At 57.7% G+C, this 22,770-nt stretch carries 25 protein-coding genes; 15 read left to right on the top strand and 10 right to left on the bottom strand.

What is annotated here, in order from left to right:
• Nucleotides 1-332: 332 nt before the first annotated feature.
• From U5A67_RS29135 to U5A67_RS29125, 3 genes are all read left to right on the top strand, one after another.
• Nucleotides 333-560 (top strand): hypothetical protein, encoded by a 228-nt coding sequence (locus U5A67_RS29135; protein WP_321959764.1) that lies wholly within the window; start codon nt 333-335, stop codon nt 558-560.
• A gap of 481 nt (nt 561-1,041) precedes the next feature.
• Nucleotides 1,042-1,251, top strand: a complete 210-nt coding sequence (locus U5A67_RS29130; protein WP_321817012.1) for a hypothetical protein — start codon at nt 1,042-1,044, stop codon at nt 1,249-1,251.
• Nucleotides 1,252-1,280: 29 nt separating this feature from the next.
• Entirely contained in the window at nt 1,281-1,727 is a 447-nt protein-coding gene (locus U5A67_RS29125) for a hypothetical protein (protein WP_321817011.1), read from the top strand.
• A gap of 55 nt (nt 1,728-1,782) precedes the next feature.
• Here the strand turns inward: U5A67_RS29125 and U5A67_RS29120 are convergent, their stop codons facing one another.
• A complete protein-coding gene (locus U5A67_RS29120) occupies nt 1,783-2,133 on the bottom strand; it encodes a hypothetical protein (protein WP_321817010.1) in 351 nt (116 codons plus the stop codon).
• A 651-nt stretch (nt 2,134-2,784) separates the two neighbouring features.
• Between U5A67_RS29120 and U5A67_RS29115 the strand changes: the two genes are divergently transcribed.
• Complete coding sequence (locus U5A67_RS29115) at nt 2,785-3,468, top strand: sigma-70 family RNA polymerase sigma factor (RefSeq protein ID WP_321817009.1); 684 nt, start codon at nt 2,785-2,787, stop codon at nt 3,466-3,468.
• Nucleotides 3,469-3,904: 436 nt separating this feature from the next.
• Here U5A67_RS29115 and U5A67_RS29110 read toward each other — a convergent pair whose 3' ends face one another.
• On the bottom strand, nt 3,905-4,378 hold the full coding sequence (locus tag U5A67_RS29110; protein WP_321817008.1) for a hypothetical protein: 474 nt from the start codon (nt 4,376-4,378) through the stop codon (nt 3,905-3,907).
• Nucleotides 4,379-5,392: 1,014 nt separating this feature from the next.
• Between U5A67_RS29110 and U5A67_RS29105 the strand changes: the two genes are divergently transcribed.
• Nucleotides 5,393-6,067 carry a thioredoxin domain-containing protein gene (locus U5A67_RS29105; protein WP_321817007.1) on the top strand — a complete coding sequence of 225 codons (675 nt, stop codon included), beginning with the start codon at nt 5,393-5,395 and terminating at the stop codon, nt 6,065-6,067.
• Between the two features lie 5 nt (nt 6,068-6,072).
• Here U5A67_RS29105 and U5A67_RS29100 read toward each other — a convergent pair whose 3' ends face one another.
• Nucleotides 6,073-6,813 (bottom strand): hypothetical protein, encoded by a 741-nt coding sequence (locus U5A67_RS29100; protein WP_321817006.1) that lies wholly within the window; start codon nt 6,811-6,813, stop codon nt 6,073-6,075.
• 109 nt (nt 6,814-6,922) lie between these two features.
• Nucleotides 6,923-8,956, bottom strand: coding sequence for an AAA family ATPase (locus tag U5A67_RS29095; RefSeq protein WP_321817005.1), 2,034 nt, complete (start codon nt 8,954-8,956; stop codon nt 6,923-6,925).
• Nucleotides 8,957-9,232: 276 nt separating this feature from the next.
• Between U5A67_RS29095 and U5A67_RS29090 the strand changes: the two genes are divergently transcribed.
• Both U5A67_RS29090 and U5A67_RS29085 read left to right on the top strand, forming a co-directional pair.
• The gene (locus U5A67_RS29090; RefSeq protein WP_321817004.1) at nt 9,233-9,697 is read left to right on the top strand and encodes a hypothetical protein; all 465 of its coding nucleotides are present in this window, start codon (nt 9,233-9,235) and stop codon (nt 9,695-9,697) included.
• A 113-nt stretch (nt 9,698-9,810) separates the two neighbouring features.
• Nucleotides 9,811-10,794, top strand: coding sequence for a DUF932 domain-containing protein (locus tag U5A67_RS29085; protein WP_321817003.1), 984 nt, complete (start codon nt 9,811-9,813; stop codon nt 10,792-10,794).
• Between the two features lie 357 nt (nt 10,795-11,151).
• Here U5A67_RS29085 and U5A67_RS29080 read toward each other — a convergent pair whose 3' ends face one another.
• From U5A67_RS29080 to U5A67_RS29060, 5 genes are read right to left on the bottom strand one after another with little or no spacing between them, the layout of a single operon-like run.
• The gene (locus tag U5A67_RS29080; RefSeq protein WP_321817002.1) at nt 11,152-11,676 is read right to left on the bottom strand and encodes an AAA family ATPase; all 525 of its coding nucleotides are present in this window, start codon (nt 11,674-11,676) and stop codon (nt 11,152-11,154) included.
• An 8-nt stretch (nt 11,677-11,684) separates the two neighbouring features.
• The gene (locus tag U5A67_RS29075; RefSeq protein WP_321817001.1) at nt 11,685-11,978 is read right to left on the bottom strand and encodes a hypothetical protein; all 294 of its coding nucleotides are present in this window, start codon (nt 11,976-11,978) and stop codon (nt 11,685-11,687) included.
• Nucleotides 11,975-12,202, bottom strand: coding sequence for a hypothetical protein (locus U5A67_RS29070; RefSeq protein ID WP_321817000.1), 228 nt, complete (start codon nt 12,200-12,202; stop codon nt 11,975-11,977). The genes U5A67_RS29075 and U5A67_RS29070 overlap by 4 nt, the downstream gene beginning before the upstream one ends.
• A gap of 15 nt (nt 12,203-12,217) precedes the next feature.
• Nucleotides 12,218-12,778: a polymer-forming cytoskeletal protein gene (locus U5A67_RS29065; RefSeq protein ID WP_321816999.1), complete on the bottom strand. Its 561-nt coding sequence runs from the start codon at nt 12,776-12,778 to the stop codon at nt 12,218-12,220.
• A 16-nt stretch (nt 12,779-12,794) separates the two neighbouring features.
• On the bottom strand, nt 12,795-14,213 hold the full coding sequence (locus U5A67_RS29060) for a hypothetical protein (RefSeq protein ID WP_321816998.1): 1,419 nt from the start codon (nt 14,211-14,213) through the stop codon (nt 12,795-12,797).
• 684 nt (nt 14,214-14,897) lie between these two features.
• On the opposite strand from U5A67_RS29060, the gene U5A67_RS29055 reads away from it, so the two are divergent.
• Together U5A67_RS29055 and U5A67_RS29050 are read left to right on the top strand one after the other, a co-directional pair.
• Nucleotides 14,898-15,788 (top strand): hypothetical protein, encoded by an 891-nt coding sequence (locus U5A67_RS29055; protein WP_321816997.1) that lies wholly within the window; start codon nt 14,898-14,900, stop codon nt 15,786-15,788.
• Complete coding sequence (locus U5A67_RS29050) at nt 15,785-17,674, top strand: ATP-dependent helicase (protein WP_321816996.1); 1,890 nt, start codon at nt 15,785-15,787, stop codon at nt 17,672-17,674. Before U5A67_RS29055 ends, U5A67_RS29050 begins: the two co-directional genes overlap by 4 nt.
• A gap of 364 nt (nt 17,675-18,038) precedes the next feature.
• On the opposite strand, the gene U5A67_RS29045 is transcribed toward U5A67_RS29050, so the two are convergent.
• Nucleotides 18,039-18,509, bottom strand: coding sequence for a hypothetical protein (locus U5A67_RS29045; RefSeq protein ID WP_321816995.1), 471 nt, complete (start codon nt 18,507-18,509; stop codon nt 18,039-18,041).
• A gap of 748 nt (nt 18,510-19,257) precedes the next feature.
• On the opposite strand from U5A67_RS29045, the gene U5A67_RS29040 reads away from it, so the two are divergent.
• The 6 genes from U5A67_RS29040 to U5A67_RS29015 all read left to right on the top strand — a co-directional run bounded on the left by U5A67_RS29040 (nt 19,258) and on the right by U5A67_RS29015 (nt 22,711).
• Nucleotides 19,258-19,680 carry a hypothetical protein gene (locus tag U5A67_RS29040; RefSeq protein ID WP_321816994.1) on the top strand — a complete coding sequence of 141 codons (423 nt, stop codon included), beginning with the start codon at nt 19,258-19,260 and terminating at the stop codon, nt 19,678-19,680.
• 151 nt (nt 19,681-19,831) lie between these two features.
• Entirely contained in the window at nt 19,832-20,041 is a 210-nt protein-coding gene (locus U5A67_RS29035) for a hypothetical protein (protein WP_321816993.1), read from the top strand.
• Between the two features lie 187 nt (nt 20,042-20,228).
• Nucleotides 20,229-20,552, top strand: a complete 324-nt coding sequence (locus U5A67_RS29030; RefSeq protein WP_321816992.1) for a hypothetical protein — start codon at nt 20,229-20,231, stop codon at nt 20,550-20,552.
• 643 nt (nt 20,553-21,195) lie between these two features.
• Nucleotides 21,196-21,867, top strand: a complete 672-nt coding sequence (locus tag U5A67_RS29025; RefSeq protein ID WP_321816991.1) for a phospholipase D-like domain-containing protein — start codon at nt 21,196-21,198, stop codon at nt 21,865-21,867.
• A 267-nt stretch (nt 21,868-22,134) separates the two neighbouring features.
• Nucleotides 22,135-22,368, top strand: a complete 234-nt coding sequence (locus tag U5A67_RS29020) for a hypothetical protein (RefSeq protein ID WP_321816990.1) — start codon at nt 22,135-22,137, stop codon at nt 22,366-22,368.
• Nucleotides 22,369-22,582: 214 nt separating this feature from the next.
• Nucleotides 22,583-22,711, top strand: a complete 129-nt coding sequence (locus U5A67_RS29015) for a hypothetical protein (RefSeq protein WP_321816989.1) — start codon at nt 22,583-22,585, stop codon at nt 22,709-22,711.
• Nucleotides 22,712-22,770 lie beyond the last annotated feature (59 nt).

Below are 22,770 nucleotides of genomic sequence, written 5' to 3'. Positions count from 1 at the left end.
GGGACAAAATAATCAATCGTCATATTCATTGGTATTCCTTTGTAAATGTATGAGCTTCACAACTCGAATGGAAGTCTTTCCAATCAAGCTTCGCTAGCTGCTTTAATTGCAAACTGCGATTCAGGACCGCTGTGCCAACGATGCAGCCCGAGTGATCGTCACTGTGGATCTGCGTAGCGCTTGTTGACGGGACTGTCGTCGCCGAAGCTGTCTCTCGCATGCACGCTCCTGCGTTCGTGCGCGCGTTGGCACGCCGTCTGGAGCGGCAAACAACCAGTGGTTCCCTGTTCGTGCCTCTCGGGAGGCTCGCTGGAGAAAGGCTGCCCAGAGTAATGAACAGTGGAAATCAACACGCGCAGACCGTCACACACCACTCTTTCCTCGACCGCGCTTCGGAAGAAGCTGATGCACAGAGAGAGGAGGGTAAAAAAGCAGACGGCTTGATCGCGCCATGGAAAGCCCTCAACGGAATGGTTCATATCCCGCGGCTACAGCGGGAAATTGAGAGTGCAAACGCGTTGCGACTGAATAAAGGGAAACCGCACGATGCTTTCCGCTGACTAACACTGAAATTTGAATGGCAAGATGATCACTGGCAAGCCCAACCGAATTTGAGGGCGTGCCGTGTATTTTCGTGGACCTCTCTTTTTTTGGCTGTGCGCCCCCCCAGCGCACAGCTTTTTTTTCGCGTGCTAGACCGAAGCAAGCACGCCCGTCGATTTAAATGCTTGTTTCTGCGATAGAAATAGATTCAGTGATGGCCGATTTAGGGGGAAATTCGGCAGTAAGTGAATCGAAAGTTAAATGGGCTAATCGAAAAGTGCCATATACAAGTGGCATTTTCGGGGCGATGCGAAGCGACGGCCAGACGATCATTCTGGTTTTCATGCCCTATTCGTGCAGGGCCTACACAGCGGAGGAAACTTGCTTACACGATATGGCCGACTTCATGCTGCGGTCTGCGGTGCAGCCTTGGTAGCCGCCACAGGCTGCGTAGCAGCCCACGAATTGCCTTCCGCGTCCCCAGGAGCTGCGTGCAAGGTGCCCGGCGAGGCCGCGACCTACGGAGTCAATGGGATGGTGATTTGCAGCGCTTCGCTGACGTGGAAAGAGGTGATCACGGCATCTAACACGTCAGGAGACGGCGGGGTGGTCGCGACCGTCGGTCAGCGCCTGAACCGCGCGATGGCCACCGTCGTTGATGGGGCCGGTGATTTCCTGAAGACCTTGGTATCGCCGAACTCCGACTAGCTTTCTATCCGCTAAATCCGAAAACCAACATGGACAACCCACTGACAAACCCACACCAATCGAGAAGCGGGCTACCAAAGTTTCATTGGCAATCATCCGCGCAAAAGGCGCTTTGGGAACTGAAAATCTACTTCCGTGGTATCCGCGGGAAGATCCGGCTGCTGAGCTTTGCATGTCAGACGAGCATTGCAGCCGCGATTGTATTTGCCTTACTTTCCTTGCTCGATTTAGGCAGCGTGATGCTGCATGCCGCGCTTCTCGTGGCACACCCGGTTGAAATAAGTAGTAATTATTTGCAGCGATTCGTATTAAATGAGCCCGCAAAGTATTTCATTGCTTACGCAATGAAATCTTCCATTCGTCACGCGGTTTACTATGCCTTCGCTTCGTATTTTGTATCAGGTGCAGGCGAAATATATTGGACGATGCGCCGGGCGCGGAATTTGATGCCACCGTGCCCGATGGCCCATCGATAGATCTACTGCGAGCACGGGGCCCGCATGACGTTAAAGCACAGGGAGTGTTCCTTAATTACTTCAACGTAAGCCAGAAGATACCGCGTGCGTTCAGACCGGTTGCGTACACATCCAACTCACGCCGCAGCCATTCGCTGTGGCGACTAACGGTTGCAAGTGCAAATGGCCGCCCTTGCTCCCCGAGGTGCAACATGATCGATCGAAAAGCCTGCGCGTCAAAGCTACGCGGGCCCACGATCTTGAGCGGCGCATTGCCCTGAATTTCCTCGAAAGACGGTGCATAACGCCCTTCGGATTGACGTTCACTCCCGCTCGGGCCGAGCGTTTTTCCGCGCAAGAAGGCCAACACAACGTTGGCACCGGAATCAGCAGAGCCGGTAACGACTACGTTGCGTCCGAGTGCCATAGCCCGTCGTGCAACCAACCCCCAAAACACCAGACTACCCCATGAAATCGGCGCCATACGCCCGTGATCGTGACCGCATCCTGAGCGCAGAATGTCGTTTTGTCGCAGGGGAGACTCGGTCCATTTAGTCATTGAAATACCTTAGTACGTGTGAAAGTGGGCACTCGATCCAGCAATGATGTGGCTGAACGATCGGTATGCCAGGAGCACGATGCAAACTGTGATCAATAGCCTGGCTACCCGGGTACGGGGGCGTCGCCGCCCACCGTAATAGTGATGATGGTGCACGGTCTGCGGAGTGTTTTTTTTTCGTTGTCGCATATGGTCTTTAGAGAAAATTTAGTGAATTTTCGCCTCATTGTGCGCGTTTTCGATCAGCACATAAAATCAAAAGTGGTCGTAAATTCACTCATTTTTTGCGTGACAATCGTTTGCGATTGGACAAGAATTGATAGTATGGGAACCTTGAGAGATATTCGCCTGTGACCGGGGTGTCGGCCCACTGCATCGGATTGGGCCAGCAGGTGGAGGTCGCATGGGGTAAAGCCCAGTGCGTGTTTTAGCGGTTTGGCAAGTCAACAAGCAGCCGAGTTCGGCGGGCCACTTACGGCAAGACGTCAAACAATGACAATAGCGGACCACGAACAGAACATGAATCAAACAGTTGGAACTTTGGGCCGAGACGGCATCTACGCGTTGTTTGCCGACAAGATATCTCGTGAAGTGATGCGCATCTGTGGCCTACGCAGCGAGGCAGCCAGCGACCGGACGCAAACGGCGTGGACGGAGCTCATCCAGTACGCGCGAGACAACAAAACCATGAACGTCGAGACCTTCATTCCGCGCGCCATGATGCGCATTCGCGGTGCAATCATCGACGATATTCGAAGAGACGACCCGCGGGTGCGCAGCCAGCGGGTGAACGCAGCCAAAGTCAGTGCGGCTGCGCATGCTGTCACCGCTCGGACAGGCAACAGGCCGACGACCCTTGAGCTGGCCGAACAGATGGGCCTCGCCATCGGTGAGATGTACTCCATGCTCGATTGCCTGCACCGTGACGTCGTCATCTTTTCAAGCGAAGCGATCGAGGAAGAAGGGCTGACAGAGTTCACCGAAAGCGCGCTCGATACCTTCCTCGCGCAGGAGCAGCTCGAAAGACTTGTCGAAGCGCTTTCCCTGCTTCCCAAAAGGGATCTCGAGGTAATCAAACTCCGGTATTTCGAGGGTTTGAAGAATCGGGAAATTGCCGCGCGACTCAATGTCAGTGATAGCAGGGCCACGGAACTTCATAAGCGCGGAATCGAAAAGCTGCGACAGGAACTTCTGACGGATTAGCTGTTTTCCCTACCGGGTCTCGTCATCCACATTGAGGCATTCGGTTTGACCTAAGGCGCGGGCCGACTCTGGCGCGATCTACCGTCTACTCGACCCCGCCGGCGTGCACTTCGCTGCAGCCGCACCCACCCCGGACCCACCCAGGACCCACCCCGCACCCGATACGGGGATATCTCGCCCTCAGGCAAAAAATCATCAAACGATCATGCGCAAACGTTTGCTTTGCAAACAAATTCATTCGCGATCACTTAACTTGCAAAACCAGCTTTATCAATCGTGCTAACTGTTGCTTCAGGGTGGCGCATTTTGCATCGGATAGAAGGTTTCGCTGACCTCAGTAAGTTGCCCGGTTAAGATCCACGCACAACGCTGCTTCGGCACCGCTAGAGGTCGCTTTTATACGCGCTTCCATGGAGCCTCCCTCTCCGGGATGTCATTAAAGCAAGTTGCTGCGACCGTCCGTGGCTATGGAAGTCAGGGCGTTGGCCGCGTTGAGTAACTCGGGGATTTTGCGCGCATCACGAGCGAATATCTGGCACAGCACGGGGCGGTTCGTCCCCTCGTCGTCGTTCAACCAGACTTCCGTTTGAGCTGTATGCAACGCCCGCGCTTGAGCGGAACGCACGCCGTCAACCGCCATGCGCCACGACCAGCGCTGCATTCTCTCGCTCAGGATCGGAGCGTTCGCCGGCGCCTTTGTCCGCACGTGCCCGTGTTTCACATACGCCGCGCGCAGCGTCGCGGCGACGCGCTCAGAGTCAAGGCGGTGCTCGCTCACGAGAATGAGGGTGACACGCTCTTGCAAACCATCTTCGCTCGACCCGGGGACGGGAAGTAGGAGTTTTAGGGCAAGCGATCGCAAACCGTCCGAATGGTGGTCGTGCGGCAATTCAAACGCGTCTTTGTACATCAAAATTTACCTCGTAGCCAACTGTGCCATTTGCGCAGCCTTTATAAAGAGATACGGCATCAGCGCGGGATGTTTCACCCCCTAAACGCACAAAATGGCGTTTCCCGCCAAAGTCATAGCAATTTAGGACTTTCATAAACTGGCTTCTCGGAATCGCAGGGCTGCGTCCTGTAATGACCTACCGATCGCGCCGGCGACGCGTGGATGGTCCGAGGACGCCACGTACGAGACGAATCGAACCGAACGCAAGGAGCAGGAGGCTGGCAGCGACCACAATGAGGGTGAGGTCCCGCCATCCCGCGAACCACGCGTCGAGCTCTGTGGGGGTGCCGGTTGCGCGCCAGAACACAGCGAGTGACGTCACAAGCGCCCCCGCTACGATGGCAGTTGTCACTGCGACGACCGCTATTCGCACGGCGAGGCTCCGCGCCGGTCGAGGGGAGCGCTGTCGAGCAGCGCAGAGCGATCGCAGGCCGCCCAATATTCGAACAATCACGTCAGTTCCTCCAGATGAAGTCCATCGATCCACCACGCCGCGAACGCGCGTGGCGATGCGCCATTGCCAGAGGCGGTGCCACAAGGGTGCCATACGCAGTCGAGTTTGAACCATAACGGACATCGCGCAACTGTCCAGGTTGGAACTTCTCGTCCAGCGCCGGTGCAGAAATCAAGCGTTCCGAGATTTGCCCCGCACGCTTGCCCCCGCGTACGCAACTCCCACACGACCGCCGTATTGTAAAACCAAGCGCCCTCAATCGACGCGGCGGGGGGCTTGTGGCTCGCCTTTCGCGAACCTACACGCGCTTAGCAGCGGCTCCCCTGAGAGTTATCTCATCCGAGCCATCAAGCTTAAGCCACGGGGCTCTTCACGGGGCTTGCGGCGGGCGTTTCGATTTGTATGCACGCGAAGGGCACGTAGGTCGAAACTATGCGTTACCGCGCCGCCTTTCGTGGTGAAGTGAGCGTCTGGTGTGGGGCAGAATCGGCAGTCGTCAATCGCTCCTGAGGCTTGAGTTGAGTTCGAAAACCATTGGCTGGACAATTCCCGTTGTAGGCGCAACGATTGCGGTGCTCATCGCTGCCGGGGTCACAACATGGCTAATACCGCGTGGCGATTACGGTCAAACGGAGGATGGCTTTGCTCCAGTCCATCGAACTGCGCTGAGAACTGCCGATGCGCAGTCGGCACAGGCTATCGAAGATTTTTTTTACTATAGCTGCCCGCATTGCCGAAGCTTCGAGCCCTCGCTTGAAGCCTGGGCGAAGAACGCTGGCGCACAGGATGGTAGAAACGCACTTACACGCATCCCGGTTACTGGTGGGCGCCCAGAGCTTAAGCGTGAAGCCGCGCTTTTCTACGCACTAGAGAGCATGGGTGCGATACCCAGGGTGCAGGAAGATGTGTTTCAGACCGTCGCACGTTCGCCTGATTTTCCCGCATCGGATGCCGAGATTGTCTCATGGGCCGCTAAGGAGGGGCTATCGCCCGCAGTCCTGCTGGCGGCCTTTCACTCACCGGACATGGAGACCCGAATCGCCGGGGGAGACGCAGCTTTTCGGGCCTTGGACCTTTCTGCCGTCCCCGCGCTTGCGGTTCACGACCGATGGATTGTCACACCGGCAACCGCCGGTGGGATGGAGAGCATGACCCATGTTCTCGACAAAGCGTTGCGCGCCGCGCCGCGCTGAGCCTGTCAAGCGCGCGTGTCAATTTCTCGATCCTGGGCCTCGGGGGCGATGGTTTGAAGCGCCATGCGCAGGCCCGTCAGTGACCGACTATCCCGGCCGCGGGCGTCGAACCGTAGGTTCCCCCGGTCAAGCATGCCAAATGCACTGTCAATCAGGGCACGACGAACTACTGTTTCCACGTTCGCGCCGGTTTTCTTGGAAAGAAATCGGGCGAAGTTGAGCGTTTCTGTTGTCACGCGAACGGTGTTGCCAGCCTGGGCATCGCGCAACACTCGCGTAAGGTTCATCTGTTCATCCCGCTTCACCCTGAGTCCAAGCGAAGACAGGGCAGCGACCACGCGGTCGCGAGAAACGGGAGCCGCGTCCATTTTATCGCTGACCGCGTCAATCACTTGATGGCTGATCTGCGAAGAAGGAATACGAACCTCCTTGACCCTGCAGATCAGGCCGATCATTTCGCGGTAGCTCAGCTTCAACCCAAGTTCTTTGACCGCTTGACGGACGAACCGTGGCTTACGGTCACGGCCGCCGAGTCGAGCCGCCACCGCGTCCACCATCTCAGCGCTCGGCTCAATGGGAATGCGGCGCAATTTCAGCATGAGCAGGCTAAGGTCCCTGCCACTGATATTGACTTGCATTTTTCGCAACACGGCACGAACATCGGCCTCCTTGTGAGTCTCGTTAGGATTCTTTGGGTTGTAGAGACGCTTCAAGATCTGAGGCAAAAGTGTGTCGAGGGTGATCACGGCTCGCCCGCCGGTTGTGGGCTCTGATTCTTTGTTCGCTGTGCTCATAGCTAAAACGTTTGTGAAAGTGAAGGAAATGCCCTGACTGATTATGCGGGCCGGGATGCCTCTACGCGCTGCCGCCAGGAGCGCGAAGGACCGAGCTCGCAGCCTGGTCGACGTCCTCGGCGCGAATATCATTTGTATTGTCACGAAGTCGCCGCACGGCAGCTGCATCAATAGCCTTCTGAATTACTGCGTCAGCATCAGCGACCGAGGCACCCTGGAGATTGCTGAAGAGCCTTGATTCCACGGAAACGCCGACTGCCCAGCCGGAAAGAGAGGCAAGCTTTGCGCGAATATACGTCTGCATGTCCTCGGCCTTCGGTACATCAAAAACTATCTTCTCTTCGAAGCGTCCGCCTCGGACTGCAGCAGTGTCGACGCGATCGAAGTGGTTCGTTGCCGCGACGAACAGGACGTCGCGTACACGGCCGCCGGCGCCGTCGATCGTGGTCAGGATTTTCTCGGTCAGCATGCCGTATCCCGAGTACTGGCGATCGCGCAGAATGCCGTCTGCTTCGTCAAGGAACATCACGACCGGGCGAATGTCGCATGCCGTGCGATACAGCTTGTCCCATGCCTCCGGACGCGCCGCGATTTCCGCACCGGTGATCTTGAGGAAGGCCCAGTCGGCCTGCTTTGCCAACGCCATGGCCGCCTGAGTCTTGCCCGTGCCCGGAGGGCCGGTGAAGATAAGGCCCGTGGGCAGGCGTCCACCGATTTGCTCGAGCGAGTAGACGTTGCTCATCTTGAACGCGAGATCCTTGAGCGCGTTGCGCGACATGTCTGGCATCAAGATCTCGTCGATGGCCTTCACCGTCTCGGGGAGCTTGCCCTTGCGTCCCTGAATCAACCGCAAAGCGCGCATGCCAATCTCAAACGTCAGCTTGCCAGCGAACTCGCCACTACGACGCATATCCCCGATCTGCTCGCCAACCGCCGTCAGTCGCGCGGCACTATACCCGGCCCAACGCGCCGCCAGTGTTGCGACGACCTCGGTATCTGCCGCCTCGTAACCGACGCTGTTGCCGATGGCGCGGCGCAGGATTGCCTGACGGGCTTCCTGATCCGGGGCCGGGACTTCGACCTTGAAATCAAACCGCTTTTCGCGGATACCTGCGCCGTCAAGATCGTCGAGGTGGTTCGTCGCGGCGACGAGCACGATCTTTGTGCCGCGAAGGTTGACGATCTCGGTCAGCATCGTGTTCGTCAAGTCCCGATCCATGTGGTGCGAGCCCGGACCGCTTCGTTCCTTGATGAAAGAGTCGAATTCGTCGATGAAGAACACACCGAATCCTATACGGCGTGCCGCAGCGAACGCTGCCTTGATCTTCTGCACAGGCTCCCCGACCCACATCGAGCCGATGTCTCCGTAAGCGATGGCGAAGAATGGGACCTTCAGCTCGCCTGCCAAGGCTTCTGCGAACATCGTTTTACCGTTGCCCGGCTCGCCGAACAGAAGAATGCCGTTGCGCGGGTTGGCGCGGGCGGCGATGACATCCTTCGCTGCGGCTAGCAATCGCTGTTTGGTCTCGGCCATCCCCACAACGTCAGCGTACTTATACCGGGGCTTGCTCATGCAATCCGCGAAGTCATACGCAGGCGTCGGCGGCTGCGGCTGCGGCCGCTGATTCTGGTTCCCCTGGGGCGCTTGGGTCTTCGCGGCAGCGGGCGTCGGGGCGCCAACTGGCGCTTTAGGTTGTGCCGCCGCGCCCATGGGCTGCGCTGGAGTGCCCTTCGCGCCTGATTCCTGCTCCTCCGCATCATCGCCGAACAACACCGGATAAATTTGCGGGTGTCCGGACAGAAGGAGCGTCCAGACAAGCCAGTACCCTAACATCCCGAGGAACGGGCCGTGTGCGACAAAGACGACCATGAAAGCACCCACCGTGGCCATGCTATAGGCCAGCAAGAACTTCCATGCAGTGAAGTAGCCCGGCAAGACGAAGAGCATCGGCACAACGACGGCCACAAACGTTAGCTTGTCAATCTCTGAGGATGCGCCGGTAATGTGATGTAAGTAAATTAGTTGAGCGAAGGCTATCAGCCAAACAAACACGCCCACCGCGCGAATTGTCCACCCGAGCATCACAATAGGCATAAGCGGATTTCTCAAAATAACCTCGCAAAAATACACAGGGCACAATTGCCGTGCTGTTTCCTTCTGTAATTGTCGTGCCATTCTAGCGAAAGCAAATGCACCCGAAAATTGCCCAAACATTCGGGCGTTGAGCCTTTCGAAGGATCGCTTTTCCGCACCTTACTCGACACGTAAAAGCGAAAGACCGATGTATAATTTGTCACCCCATCTGCGCGATGGGCGTCCTCTTTCTAAACAGTCGCGTTGGCGGCATCAAGTGAAAAAAGAGAGGGCGAAATGGAAATTTCCGTTCCTGATACTGGGAATCGCTCGTACGAGCGAATCCTTAAAGTCATTCAAGTAAGAGAAGTCGTTGGTCCGGGCCAGCTCACGAAATTTGTGGCGCCGAGGCATCGTTTCAGCGACCCGATCAATGCCCCCGGTCTAGCCTTCGACGTCGGGCAGCTACAACAGCGTGACCTTCGCGAGCTTCGAACGCGGTACGAGTTCGAATATCCGGATTTCATCGCGCGCACCATCCTGCAATCCCCCCAGTTCGATCATGACGAAGCGCGTGTTTTCCAGTTTCACCGGAAGACTTCCAACGCGCATTTCGTCTATGGGACGGTCGTGACAAATAGTCGACTCGATCTGATCGATTACTGCGTTGGCGGTTCCCGACTCGAACAACGTCGCACGGTGCTTCATCCGCTGCTACGTGCATTGTGCACTCCCGGATCTGTACAGGTCCGGCTGCACTGAGTCTTTACGAACTACCTACACCCTAGCAATCAATGAACCAGGCGGGCACCAGAAACGGTGCACCGCCTTTTTTTTACTCTGGGCTTTGCCCGCGTAACAACTGGAAAACATTTATGCATCAACTCACCATTAATGAATTCGGTCGCGCTGAAATGGCGTGGGCAGGAGAAAAGCCGTGGCACGGTCTTGGCCAGCAAGTCAGGCACGGCGCCTCAATCGATGAATGGCGACAAGCCGCAGGGCTCGAGTGGTCTGTGCTACGACGCCCGGTTCGCTACGCGTCCTCAGAAGAGGAGGGCGCCGATACGCTGCGACTCGAAGGGCACGACGTGCTCGTTAGAAGCGACAACATGAAGGGACTCTCAGTCGTGTCCAGGAAGTACCGCGTTGTCCAACCGGACTCCGTGCTGGGGTTCTTCCGAAACCTGACGCAGAGCGCGGGTTTTCAGATAGAAACCGCCGGCTCGATGAGAGAAGGGCGGATTATCTGGGTGCTTGCAAACACTGGGCTCATGACAGACATCGTGCCGGGCGACAATGTGAAGGGCTATTTGCTCCTCGCTACCTCGTATGACGGCGCGCTGGCGACCACGGCGATGTACACCAGCACACGTGTGGTCTGCAACAACACTCTGCGTCTCGCATTGAACCGAGACGCGCAGAGTCAGGTGCGCATTCGCCACGACGCGGAATTCGACCCAGACGTGGTGAAGGGGCAACTGGGGATCCTGGCCGACGAATCGTGGGAGACCTTCGTTTCCCGCATGAAGTCGTTCTCAGCAACGTCGATGGGGAGCACCGAGGCTGGCATCGTGCTGGCGGGCGTGCTCGCGAGACAACAAGCAAAAGATGTCGTGACGTCGCCAACGGAGTCGAAGGGCTACAAGAAAATCATGGAGCTCTTTAGTGGCTCGGGCCGAGGGTCGGAAATGAGCGGTGTTCGGAACACTGCGTGGGGGCTGGTCAACGCCGTTACGCAATATGTGGATTTCGAGCGGCAGGCTCGCAATAACGAGACGCGCCTCAACAGCGCGTGGTTTGGTCCGGGGGCGCGCCTCAAGGACGAAATCGTTTCCGAACTGCTCGAGCTTGTCTAATCCCTGAAGCAACCATCCCTCCCGCCGCAAGGCGAGGAGGGAACCTTTCGCGCTTTATCTGCCCCGCGCTATGCGCTCTACTCCAGATCGTCTCGTCTAGGACAACTGGATTGGGGCGCACTGCCGTGACGCCAAGATTCATCGAAGAACAGGAGCAAAAGGATTCCAGCAGGCAGATCGAAGGCCTGATCGGGTATGCCACGCTATACGCCGTTTCTCATCGCGCGCTGCATGACGGAAGCTGTTGGCAAACGATCGGACGCAATCGCGCCCAGCTTCAGCGAGCGGGAATAGATCTGGATGAGCTCGCTTTGGGTGCCACCACCTATTGTGGGAAGAGGGCTGGACCTCTGAGTCTCAATTGACGGTGTCGATTCGGTTCGACACGCAAAGCAGGCGATCCTGGTTGCGCAGGTGCCGGCAGAGAACAGGCAGTAGCGCGTCCCGGGGAGATTTTCCACCCGGCGTCCATCCACGCCGCGATGTGGCGGCGCGAAGCTCAAGGCGTCCCTCGCGTACAGATCGGGGCGTCAGCACGTAGACGAACTGCCACTGCGGCATATCCCCGACCAGTCCCAAGTGTTCCACGTGGCCAGGGAAGCCATCGATTACGACCTTGGGGAGTGTGCGAGCGTACTGAAGGATTTCGGCGGCTGCGCGCGACTCGAGGGCCTCGCCCGGCGTGTGCCGCGCCATGACATGAAGCAGGCTCACAGGGAGATCGGCCACAGGCAAGCGCCGGCGTGCGAGACGGCCGATAAGCCCGATGCTCAGGTGGACATACCCTTGTTCGACCAGCTGGCGGCCAATTGAGCTCTTCCCGCTGCCGTGGGGACCGAGGAGAAAGATGCGGGGTGCCGTAAAGGCGTTCGCCAGTTCCACGATGACCCTCAGGCTTTGGCGTGAAAGGCGCCGAACAGCCGGTGTGACCTGGGCGAGGCACCGCTTAACTCGGGCGTGTGAGAGAGATAGAAGTCGCTGCGGTCCTTCTCGATTCTGGCGATCAACAGCAAGATTTCCTCCTCCCGTTGCTTCAGGCTCGCCTGAACATCAACCTGCGGCACGCCGCGGGCGCTCCCCGGCGCGCTGTGCGGCAGTTCCCTGCGCAACGTGCGTACGGCATCACGAAGGCAGTCCGCCACATCGCCAAGGTTGGCATAGACGTTTTCCCACGAACGACTCATTTTTGCACCCGGGCGGTGGCTTCAGTTTTTTCTTGAGCGCAGGCGGCGGCAGAGCCACCGATGTGCTCGCTCAGGCAAACCAGATTGGAGACGGCGCGGGTCGTACCGGCTTCGGCCGCGGCAGCGTGCATCGCGACGCGATGCTGCCACACCAGTACGCCCCACCAGGTCAGGACACCTATGGTCGCTAGACGCCGCGACCACGGGGAGAAGACAGAAAGCATGTCGATGCCGAGGGCTTAGCTGCCGATCTGCTCGAGCGATCCTTCCACGGTGCCGAAGGATTCCAGCGCGCCATAGGCGTAATCGCCCTTGAGCGCGCCCAGGTTGATCAGCGTACCCTTGACCGTCGCGTTGCCCGTGTGGCTGCCCAGGACGAAGAGCATCTCGCACTCGATGTCGGCTTCGACGTCAGCTTCCGCTTCGATGATGATCGTGCCAGCCGACTTGAACGTTGCCCCCGGGCTGCGGATAACGCCAGTGAGCACCATGCCATTGCGTGCCTTGATCGTGCCTTCGAGATCGAGGTTGCCCGTAAGCGCAGTGCGAATCTCGTGCTTGTCGTGGTCCAGGAAGAATTCGTCCTCAGCACCGCGACCGAACTTCGCCATCAGGCGATCCATCACCGTGACCAGCGTCGGAAGCGCCGTGCGTGTGCGCGAACGTTGGCGGATCCCGCGTGCGGCCGTGCCCTTCTCGGACGGCTGGCCTTCCGGATGGCGATACTTGTCGAGGAATGCGAGCGTGCCCTCGGCACCTTCTTCAACCTGGTTCGAGGTTTCTACGCTGTTGGTTTGCATCAAGTGCTCCTGGTCTTCAGTAGGCGACATAGTCGCCGCGGGAGGTAGAAAATCCGCCACCATGCTCTGGGACGGAAAGGAGGGTCGAGCCATCGGGAAGTGCCTGCCCAACCGAAACTTGCTCCATCTGACCGTGGACTTCGACGATCAGCGAGGCCCCGTTTTTCGTGACGACGTTGAACGTGGGAGACCCAGCCGAATTGGTGTTTGACTTGCGCACGGTAGGCGCCGGCGCGTTCTCATCGCTCGCCAGAGAGGAGTTCGGAGTCTCCGTAGGCATAAGCTGCACATCGACCGTGCTCGCGTTGCCCTGGTCCGGCTGTTGCAGCACAGCCTTCTCAGGCACCCTCTCAGGCGCCTGCGGCACGGTGTCGCGAGCCGTATGGACCGCGAGCGTGCGGGGCGCTTTGCGGCTTTCCTTGGCCGACGTTGGGCGAGGGGTCTCGCTCGCGGCACTCTTTACAGGTGCGGGTTGCTGCACCGCGTTCGTGTCCGTGTCCGTGTGCGCCACCGCTACGTTCGCTGTCTCGGTGAGCAATCTGACCGTGTTCTCGCCACCTTCGTCGTCAGGGGGGGCATCGGGAGAGCTGAATACTGGCCGATGAATGTTCAAATGAACCGCGCCACCGCCGCCGTATGTTGGCATGTTCGCTGGCAGCGGTCCGCTGCCGGGCAGTGGGATCCAGCCTCTGTCACCGCTATCAGAGCCTTTGCGGGCGTCAGTCGTATCAACATTTGCAGGCGTGCCTGTCACAGCCGCATCCGGCATGGCAAAGCTTGCCGACGTCGCGGCTGGAGAGTATGACAACCCCGGGAACGAAGTGGCATCTCCGCTAAGCGCTGCATTGATCGGATCTACCTGCTTGCGCCACGGCGTAAGAAAGTGAGGAATGCTGAAATGAATCGACTGAGTGACGGCTTGCACGTCTACGTGAACGAAACGCGTGAGGCCCATGAGCGCCATGAAGCACAACGCTACGATAGCGACCCCACGCCCGATCAATTTCGACAGGCGCTTGGCCTCAATCTGCCACACAGCGCGCTTCCTACCGCTCGTGCGAGCCTGTGTGCGAGCGCGAAAGGAAGCATCCTTTTTGTGCTTGCGCGTACTGTTAAATGCTGGGAAAAATTCAAGCGGCGGAACGTGCCACTGGACACCACGGGCGACAAGCCACGCGTTGACCCGGTAACGAAGGTTCTCAGCAAAGCGCAGCGACGGGACGTCGTGTGCATCTTGCGGGTAGACGAGCTCGTATCTCCCAGCCCTGTTAGTCAGGAATGGTTTGCCGGCTGCCAGATGACGAATGACAAACGGCCCCGTCTTGAGCACGGTTACCGTGGCGCTCGGCTTTGCTACGACACGCGGGAAAGTGGCTTCGCTCATGATGCGCAAAAGATACGTCACTAGAGCCAATTTGGGCAGCGCGAATGTCACGCCAAAAAGCGTGTCTTTCTGGCGACGCCGTTGAGCGACCTACATGAGTTTCCCCCTGTGACCAACGCGCAGAATCGCGCCCCAAAGATCGACACTCGATGAGCCGCCGATTCACAATTGTCCGAAAATTCCGCGTTTCGGACAATTGTGAATCTACAAGACGCTTATAAACAATGACTTAGATGTCTATCGCTGCTCGCTTCGGTCTGATATCACCGAAGCACGTGCAGATGTGGGCCGAACTTTACTGATTTTTACCGTCTGGCGGCCCGGATCGTTCGCCTAAAGTATTGGCAACACCTATCCGAACTGCGGAATACACATGGACTTTGATCTTGAGGTAAAGAAGCTGATAGTCAGTCTGGGGTGGCGGCACAGAAACAGGCCCGTTGAAGTGCGATCTCTCGGTAACTCGGTTGATACGATTCGACGCCGCGCTACGTTCCGATTTGCGGTTCGTTGGGCGAAAGTTCCATCGCAGGCGCTTATCGAAGGCATGAGCGCGGGCACTAGCCCGTTACCGCCAACGACACAGGCCTATGCAACCGACGTCGATTGCATCGATATTGAGCTTCACCACCTAACAACTTGCGAATGAAGTGTCACGCGGCCCGGTATTTGTGCTCAACCGGGCGGCTCCAAGGTTGATGCTATGAGAACTTCAATCTTGTTAAGAGGTTCAAAATGAGCACGGAAGACATTACGCCCCTTGATATCAGCAAGATCGTGGCCGCCGGCATTGGTGAGCAGGGCAACTCGGGCGAGCCGGCGCTGCAGGCGAAAACCCCCGAAGAACTCGCCGCCGAATCCGCGCTGCGAGACCTTGACGCGGCAGTCGAAATGTCGAAGGCTGACGGCGAGGGTGTGACGCCGGCTCGCGATGAGGCGGCAGACGTGGAGGAGGACCCTGCTGCCACGCGCGCCCGTCTGATGAAAAAGGCTTCGAACCAGCGCGAACGTGGCCGCAAAGCGCTCACCACGCCGACTGCCGGTATTGTGATGGCACCTCAGCAGGTGGTTGTGAAGGACCGGGTGGTGGGCTCCGCGCTTGAACGCTACCTGGGCGCAATCGACTATTGCGCTCACAATCTGCAGCGCTATGGCGAGATGGTGCTCGGTGAGAGGTATCAGGAAATCGAGGCACAGCTTCGCAGCCTTGTTGACGAGCTCAATGACGACGCCTCGAAGGAACTGGGGCGCGTAGCAATGCTCGTGACCGAGGGCATGGCGCAGGTCGAGTCCGAAGGCATGCCGTGGATCACGCCTGTGGTGATCGCGCCTGCGGTCTCCATGGACGCGTTGTTCCGCTCGCGCGTGGGCATCAAGCTCTTTCGCGGCGTGATGAAGTTCGACCAGGCACTTGAGAAGATGGCGGGCCTTGAGTGGAACGAGCTGATCGAAGACGGTGAAACCGCAAAACGCCAATTGCTCGCCAAGCAGGCGCTGGGCAAGATCTACGGATTCGCGTCGCACGTCAACCGCTCGCTGCGCAATCGCGCGGGCACGTCGGCGTCCCAGCCCGACGCCCAGAAGCAGGCGTCCAATGACCGTTCGGAAAGCCCGCTCGCGGCATGAATGACCGAGTCGCGCGAATCCTCGCACCGTTGAATGACGAGCAGATGGCGGTGGCGAATTGTCGCGAAAACTGTCTCGTTATAGCGGGGCCTGGGTCTGGCAAAACCAACACCATTTCGCGCAAGATCGCGGCCGCGCTTCAAGATAGCTCTGAGCGGATTGCGGCCGTGACATTCACCCGTGAAGCGGCCCTCGAGCTGCGTGCGCGCACGATCGCGCTCGCTGGTAACGAGGCCGCTTCACGGCTGCTGGTCGGCACCTTCCACTCCGTCATGAGCCTGATGTCCTACCCGGAGCTCAAGACCGACGTCGGCCGGGAAATTGTCTTCGGGCGCGACATCATTGCGGGGCGGCCGTGGCCATTTGGCAAAACCAAGTGGAAAATAGTAAAGGAGGGGTTACGCCGCAGCTTCGTCCTTCGTGCCATGTCTGAGCTTGCAATCGCGGATCTCTCGATCGAGGATGCAACACGGATCATCGAGCACGTGAAGTCGGGCAGGCCTGCGACCGAAGTTCGGCATGAACAATTGACCGCGATCTACACGGACATCATGAACCGTCAGAAGGTGATCGACTTTCAGGACATCCTTCTGAAGACGAACGCTGGCCTGGGCTCGGGCGCGGTGCCTGCATTGAACGTCACGCGGTTGTTCATCGACGAATATCAGGACACGGACAAGCCGCAGTTCGATATGGCGGCGGCGCATTATCGCGCGAACGTGGTTTTGACTGGCGTTGGGGATGACGACCAGTCTATCTATGGCTTCCGCAACGCGCTTGGCTATGAGGGCATGTTGCTGTTCGAGCGTAGCTTCAATGCGCAGCGCCTGATGCTGGGCAACAACTATCGTAGCCATCACGAGATTGTTAGCGCAGCGACGAAGGTCATCGGCCATAACGTCGACCGCGTAGACAAGTCTCTTGTCGCCATGAAAGGGCCGGGTGGCAAGACGGCGTGGAAGACCTTCCAGACGCGGGAGGAAGAGGCGCAGGCCGCGGCGGTGTACGCGCAGGAAGCGCTTCACATCGGTAGCGATGTGGCGGTGTTCGCGCGCAACAACCGCCGCCTCGACGAGGTTGAAGCCCGACTGCAGGCGATGGGAATTTCCTATCGCCGCCCGCCAGGCGAGTCCATCCTCGATAGCGTGGAGGTCATGATCTTCTGTGCGGCTGTTCAGGCCGTCATTAAACCGGAGAAGAAGGCCATCGACCAGTTGCTGTCCTGGTGTCATGTCGACGAGCAAAGTATTGTGAAGCTCGAAAAGTTGTTCCGTGGAACGTTTTTGCTTGGGCAGGCTGAAGACTTCGCGCGGGCCAACATCGAGAACTCAGTGAAGGAGAAGTGGCGCGAGTTCGTGAGGCTCTTCACGGGTTGGCAGTCGTCACTTGCCGCTGGTGCGGACACGCTACTCGTCTACGGCATCGCTGAGTGGCTTACGAGCCATGCGAAAGAGAAGCGTAGCGGGAACATCCTGCAGATTGCACGAGACATGTTCATGCCACGTCGAGCCGATCCAGAGCGCGGCATCATGGCCCAGAGCGTGCAGGACAGGCTCAAGTCTATCAAGACCGCACAAAGCAAGCGGGATGAGAAAAAGACGGACGGTGGTGCCCCCGCGGCAGTCGTCGAGTTGATGACGGCGCACGGCTCAAAAGGCCTCGAATTCGACTACGTGTGGGTGGTCGGCGCTGAGGACGAAGTGTTCCCATCGAAGGACGGCGTACTGGAGGAAGAGCGTCGCCTGATGTTCGTAGCGATGACCCGAGCACGAAAGGATCTGATGATGTCCACCGGCGGGGGAAAACCGCCGAGCCCGTTCTTGAAAGAGAGTGGCGTGGAACGCATCATCGATGAGAATGACACAGAAGAAACGGGCGACTTCTGAGCCGGCCTGGGCCCGCTTGGGCCCGTGATCCTAAACCTACAGACGGTTGGCAGCGGGCGCTCGACAGCGACGTCGGGCGCGCTCCGGATCAATGCGCCACTGTCCCCGAACCTTGTGCGAGGTCTCGACAAAGTCCTCTACCGCTTAGAGTCCCTGCCGGATCCCCCATGCCTGGACGTCTCAACGAGTCCTCGTTCAAGCCAATCCAATCCTGCTTTGTCAGATCAGGCCTGCAGCACTCCAACTGAGGGGCGTGTATTTAATTGCGTTGCCTTGGGATGCCGAGATCCGCTCCCGCGGGCGTACAGAGGTACGTATGCCGTCCCACGCCGGTCCAACACGACGAAGCGTAGCGCATATGTAGCTAGGTGATCTGAAGCTCCTCAGCGAGCTCAGCCATGGTCTTCGGCACATGGCCAAGGGCGTGCTGCTTGATCGCGAGTAGCGCAAGATGCAGAGGAGTTAGTATTCCCTCCCGTTGCTCGTACGTGATCAATCTTTTGTACTCGGACATGTAGAGCTGCGCGACGGCCAGATCGGCGCGCTGAAGCTCGCGAAAGAGCGCCGCTGCGAGCGGAGAGACCAGATACAGTTCGAAACGGGTCTTCTCGAAGACGTGCTCGTTCACCTCGCCCTCATACGCTGCAGCGTCCAGCTGAAGGCCAAGCGTCGCGAATTTGAGCGCTTTTAAAAGGCCTGGCAACGTCTTGGCTGTTTCGTGACGTGTGTTCACGCCGCGACTCAGGATGAAAAGGCGCTCCGATACGTAGTAGAAGTCGCGTAAGACCCACCGGCGTACCAGCGGAGAATAGACGCGCATCTCGGTCGTCGACATAACGTTCGTCCGGATCTCCTCGATACGCTCATGGTTCTTCGGGCGCATGATGGGTACGCTAGCCCAAGGATCTAGCTGCGAGTGCTCTGTGGTATTCAAACTAAATGTCCCTTTCGAAGGGTATGGCAGCCATACCCATTTCCCTTCCCGATTTTCTAGCCCGCAACCGCCCGGTCCACGCTGAAAGCGGGATGTATCGAGCCTCCTTTTCGACTTTCATCGCTGCTCAGGCGGTGCACTTCGATCGTGGGCGCCGAGGATGGACCCCGGAGGGCACGTCGCATTCTTCGGTGCCGAAATTTTTGTTTGCAACCATCATTTCCAATGCGTAGAATTGTTCGCGTCGCGTTGGCGGCAGCATGAACACACTCAGGCGTATCAGCATTTCTGCAATTCTCTGGATTGCAAAAGTGGCTGAGTCCGCGCCATTCCAGTTTTTACGCGCCTTTTTGGCATGACTGGAACATCATCAAACGTAATCTGAATCTGCGTCTCTCGCCCCGTTGCCGCTGCTCGCGACTTCGGTCCGGATATCTGCCCGGCATGCCAGAGATTGGACCTGCGTGTCTAACAACACGCCGGCTACAACGTCAATCACGATCAGGGAAGACGCCTTCGGGTCTTCCCATCTTTCAACGCGAACCATCAAGTCCTTTCTCGACCACGCGTCCAGAAAGGATAGGGTGCGCAATGCGACCGGTTCCGCTCTCCCGTTGTTTTGTGCCACTACGGCAAAGGAGAGTTAATCATGAACGTGAAATCGATTTACGCCAGCCCGTCGACTTTCGATCGGGCCGTCGCAGCATTCAGCTCGGCAATGCGTGCTTTTAGCAACGGCATGTGGATTCCCTTCGCCGCCTCTTGGCTCATTGGGATTGTCATTCTGTTTGTTGGAATCGCCAAAGAGACTCAAGGTTGGGCGGAGCTCTTCCAGATCGGTGGTCAGGCTGCACTGGATGGTTACTTTGCGACGGTACACGCCGCGCACATGAACGTTCTGCACCTGATGTCCGACGCCTTGCTGGGCCATTCGATCTTGATCGGTGGTGTTCTGCAAGGATGGGGGATGGTCATCGCCTTCGCGATAGTTCCGCTGGCGCTCATCTTGAGTTTCGCGGGCGCGACCATCTCGGCTTCCATCGAGTACGGCCGAGGCAACCATCGTCACTAATCAAAATAAATGCGGATGTCCGGCCTTCCGTGCGGAGGAGGATTTCCGCATCACGTCAATCCTGCTGCGGGCGTCCCCCCCTCAACAGGCCTATACGTGCCCAAACAACATCTCCGGCTTTCACTTGCCAATGTGGCATCAGGAGATTCCCATGAATGGAAAGATCTACTCCCCCTCGTACTCCCGCTGGATCGTACCGAGACTTGGGGTTCTCAACCTCGTGACCCTCGCGGTCATCTGCACCGTTGTGCTGTTGCGCTTCACCTTTCGGGTGCTGCGTCTCACATCCCGGTTGACTCGCAAAATCGGCATCGCCGCTTTCAAGCTTGCCCGTCGCATCGAGCCGTGGGCTCGCAGCTGATCTTTACCCGCAATCTGTGCAGCAGCTAATTCCTTTTGGGGTTATCTGCTGTGCTCTTTCTTCGTGCGCTGACGCGCGCATGCGCAAACTCATCCCACTAAAGGGCAACGACAGGACGACCTGTCATTGTCCTTTGCGACTCCTGATTTTTAACGCCGTTTCACGGCACAACGTCAGGTGAATTTATATGAAAAGCAATCAAAATCGCGAGAGATCTCTGCGCAAAGAATCTGAACTGAAGGAAGAGTTCCGGGAATCTGTCAACGAGGTTCTGATCGTATTCGTCCGTTTTCTGGCCGATGTGGTCCTCATCTCAGCGTTGTCCCTCGTAATCGGTGCATCTGCAATGTTCCTCAGTGGTCTTTTCGACAGCGTGGAACATGTGACCCATGATGTGTTTCTGGGCACTGTCCTGGTCGCATTTCATGGCTTGATGCTTATCCTGCATCTTTGCGCAGCTGGTTGGATCGGCGTTCGCGGGCTGAAGAGGTTCGTGAAGCGGTTTAGATAACAGGTCAATAAAATTCAATGAGGAACTATATGAGCACGTACACGAAAGCCTTTGTCGCTGAACTTGTCGACTTTGCATAGGAGTTGACCGAGCCACTGAAGTCCGTTACCCATTGCATTTTGGGTATTCTCGGGCTGGGGCAACGTCCGCAGTCTGCGGACTAAGCCCGTGCAGTCATCCGGCACAGGTTTTACCACGTGACTCTATATGGACCCGCCTTCTGGCGGGTCCTCTTCGCCACGCACGGCTCGCCCCCTCACACGACACCATCTCGCTAGCCACTGCCATGCCACGAGCGCATCGCAGTGCCAGCGGCACTCTGGTTTTCAATGCCGATTTGGCAGGAACTGGAGATCAATCATGAGCATCATGTCTTTCCCAGAACGCGGTCCTTGATTCGCGATCTGCGCTCGTAATCACTCTCGCCCTCTACGCCGTACCGCAATGCGACCGGCATTGCCGTGCGTCTAGCACACACATTCCATCACCGCCAGAAGTGGCATGAGGTTCGCAAATCCACCCTGCCTTCGACAAGTGGTGCGAGTCGATGGACAACTATCCGTCGCTCGTTTTTGAAAGGCACGTCTGCTCCCAACGGGCGGCGTCAGATCAATCGGAACTTACTTCATCAAGGAAATTTTCAATGAAACGCAAGGCCTGTCTCCTCGCCCTCGCGATGGCGCTCATCATGCCGTGCGCCTCATCCCAGGCGCAGAGCATCGACTCGTTCATCCGCCCGATGGAGCATCTGCTCACGCGGGAGGACTATGGGTCGCATACCCACCGCACGCCGTATGCGCAGGACCGTGGCGAAGGACGATCGGAGCAACACGCGTTCGAGCAAGGCGCAACGTGGGATTGCGGCTTCTCTCCGGAGGGCGGCGCGAATCCCCGCGTGATCCATGCGATTAACGAGGTTCGTCCGCACGCCGGTGACGATGCGACCATCCTGGTGGCCGCATACGAGCTCACTTCGCTCGATATTGCTCGCGCTCTCATCACCGCTCACCAGCGCGGCGTTAAGGTCGCAGTCGTTGCGGATGCGACGGAGAACCGAAAGCCTGCGTCCAGAGTTCGGATGCTGGTTCAAAACGGCATCCCCGTTAAATTCGACAATCGTCTCCAGATGCTTCACGACAAATATTTGGTTCTAGACGGAACGGCTGTCGAAACTGGTAGCTTCAACTTCACGAAGGCTGCCGCGTCAGATGAGCATGCGGAAAATGCATGCGTATTCCGTCATGTCCCCAAGATGGCTGCGGCCTTTACGGGTGCATGGCAGCGGCTGTGGCGTGAGTCGGAGCCGGCTTCGTAAGCGATCAACCTAAACCTGGCTCGGCACCCCTTTGGGGTTGCCGGCCAAGCTCAATTGTCGCGGCTTTTGATCGCAACGCTCAGCTCAAATGACTTGCAAAACGAGCTTCGCTTCGGTTACAGTTTGACCAGCCGTTCGATCGGCAATATCTGAACCTCATCTACTCAATCGTGTTGTGATAGCTGCTCGCCTCGCTAACTGCAATCGTTAGCCAGGCGCTTTGCGCTGACTCCTTTTCATCGCCGCAGTCGGCAAAAGGAGCTCATCATGAACACGCTCAGCACGCGTACCCGGAATTCCGCAGCGATTGTGGCTGCCTTCTCGATCGTCTATGCCATCGGTTGCGTGATTCTGATCTGGGGCGGCGGCATCAACGAAAGCAAAGCAAACATCCTTTTAGGGCGTGTCGTAATGGTTGTCATCGCACCTTTCGCTGCGATGTGGGCCGCGCTACTTCAAAACCTTCTTTCTCAACACACTGCGCCAGCGGCAATCCGCTGAGCTTCGCAACGATTCTGAAGGCCCCGTTGGGGCTTCCCGATATTCCCGCGGGAAGCGCCGGGTCACGCGCGCACGCATATCGTCGTGATATCCCGGAGCCTCACGAAAAAAAGGCCATTGAAGAGATTTTCCTGAGTCAGTAGGACTCCGGAAAATCGCTGGATTGAGCCGCGATTACCTCTTTTCCATGCCTTCGAGGCACAAAGAGGTCATCATGAACCAGAAATCCCCCGCGCGCGTCGTGATCAGCACCCATCCGCTGCGCGCTGTAATTGTTCTCAACGGCTGCAAATTGACCGAAGAGTGGGTCAACGGCACATGGCTGTGCATTAAAGCCGAGTAACTATTCCTCCACGAAATCGTGCACGAAAGTCCCTTAGGGGCTTTCGTCTCACCAGTCCC

This window comes from Paraburkholderia sp. J69-1 (assembly GCF_905220255.1).
Lineage (GTDB): Bacteria > Pseudomonadota > Gammaproteobacteria > Burkholderiales > Burkholderiaceae > Paraburkholderia.
Note: the sequence above shows the minus strand (reverse complement) of the source record. Positions and strands in the feature narration are given on the sequence as shown.

Excerpts from the sequence above, each read along its gene's own strand:
- U5A67_RS29135 (WP_321959764.1), top strand. The coding sequence starts at position 333 with ATGAACAGTGGAAATCAACACGCGCAGACCGTCACACACCACTCTTTC.
- U5A67_RS29125 (WP_321817011.1), top strand. The coding sequence starts at position 1,281 with ATGGACAACCCACTGACAAACCCACACCAATCGAGAAGCGGGCTACCA.
- U5A67_RS29120 (WP_321817010.1), bottom strand. The coding sequence starts at position 2,133 with ATGGCACTCGGACGCAACGTAGTCGTTACCGGCTCTGCTGATTCCGGT.
- U5A67_RS29115 (WP_321817009.1), top strand. The coding sequence starts at position 2,785 with ATGAATCAAACAGTTGGAACTTTGGGCCGAGACGGCATCTACGCGTTG.
- U5A67_RS29110 (WP_321817008.1), bottom strand. The coding sequence starts at position 4,378 with ATGTACAAAGACGCGTTTGAATTGCCGCACGACCACCATTCGGACGGT.
- U5A67_RS29095 (WP_321817005.1), bottom strand. The coding sequence starts at position 8,956 with ATGCCTATTGTGATGCTCGGGTGGACAATTCGCGCGGTGGGCGTGTTT.
- U5A67_RS29090 (WP_321817004.1), top strand. The coding sequence starts at position 9,233 with ATGGAAATTTCCGTTCCTGATACTGGGAATCGCTCGTACGAGCGAATC.
- U5A67_RS29085 (WP_321817003.1), top strand. The coding sequence starts at position 9,811 with ATGCATCAACTCACCATTAATGAATTCGGTCGCGCTGAAATGGCGTGG.
- U5A67_RS29075 (WP_321817001.1), bottom strand. The coding sequence starts at position 11,978 with ATGAGTCGTTCGTGGGAAAACGTCTATGCCAACCTTGGCGATGTGGCG.
- U5A67_RS29070 (WP_321817000.1), bottom strand. The coding sequence starts at position 12,202 with ATGCTTTCTGTCTTCTCCCCGTGGTCGCGGCGTCTAGCGACCATAGGT.
- U5A67_RS29065 (WP_321816999.1), bottom strand. The coding sequence starts at position 12,778 with ATGCAAACCAACAGCGTAGAAACCTCGAACCAGGTTGAAGAAGGTGCC.
- U5A67_RS29055 (WP_321816997.1), top strand. The coding sequence starts at position 14,898 with ATGAGCACGGAAGACATTACGCCCCTTGATATCAGCAAGATCGTGGCC.
- U5A67_RS29050 (WP_321816996.1), top strand. The coding sequence starts at position 15,785 with ATGAATGACCGAGTCGCGCGAATCCTCGCACCGTTGAATGACGAGCAG.
- U5A67_RS29045 (WP_321816995.1), bottom strand. The coding sequence starts at position 18,509 with ATGTCGACGACCGAGATGCGCGTCTATTCTCCGCTGGTACGCCGGTGG.
- U5A67_RS29040 (WP_321816994.1), top strand. The coding sequence starts at position 19,258 with ATGAACGTGAAATCGATTTACGCCAGCCCGTCGACTTTCGATCGGGCC.
- U5A67_RS29035 (WP_321816993.1), top strand. The coding sequence starts at position 19,832 with ATGAATGGAAAGATCTACTCCCCCTCGTACTCCCGCTGGATCGTACCG.
- U5A67_RS29030 (WP_321816992.1), top strand. The coding sequence starts at position 20,229 with ATGAAAAGCAATCAAAATCGCGAGAGATCTCTGCGCAAAGAATCTGAA.
- U5A67_RS29025 (WP_321816991.1), top strand. The coding sequence starts at position 21,196 with ATGAAACGCAAGGCCTGTCTCCTCGCCCTCGCGATGGCGCTCATCATG.
- U5A67_RS29020 (WP_321816990.1), top strand. The coding sequence starts at position 22,135 with ATGAACACGCTCAGCACGCGTACCCGGAATTCCGCAGCGATTGTGGCT.
- U5A67_RS29015 (WP_321816989.1), top strand. The coding sequence starts at position 22,583 with ATGAACCAGAAATCCCCCGCGCGCGTCGTGATCAGCACCCATCCGCTG.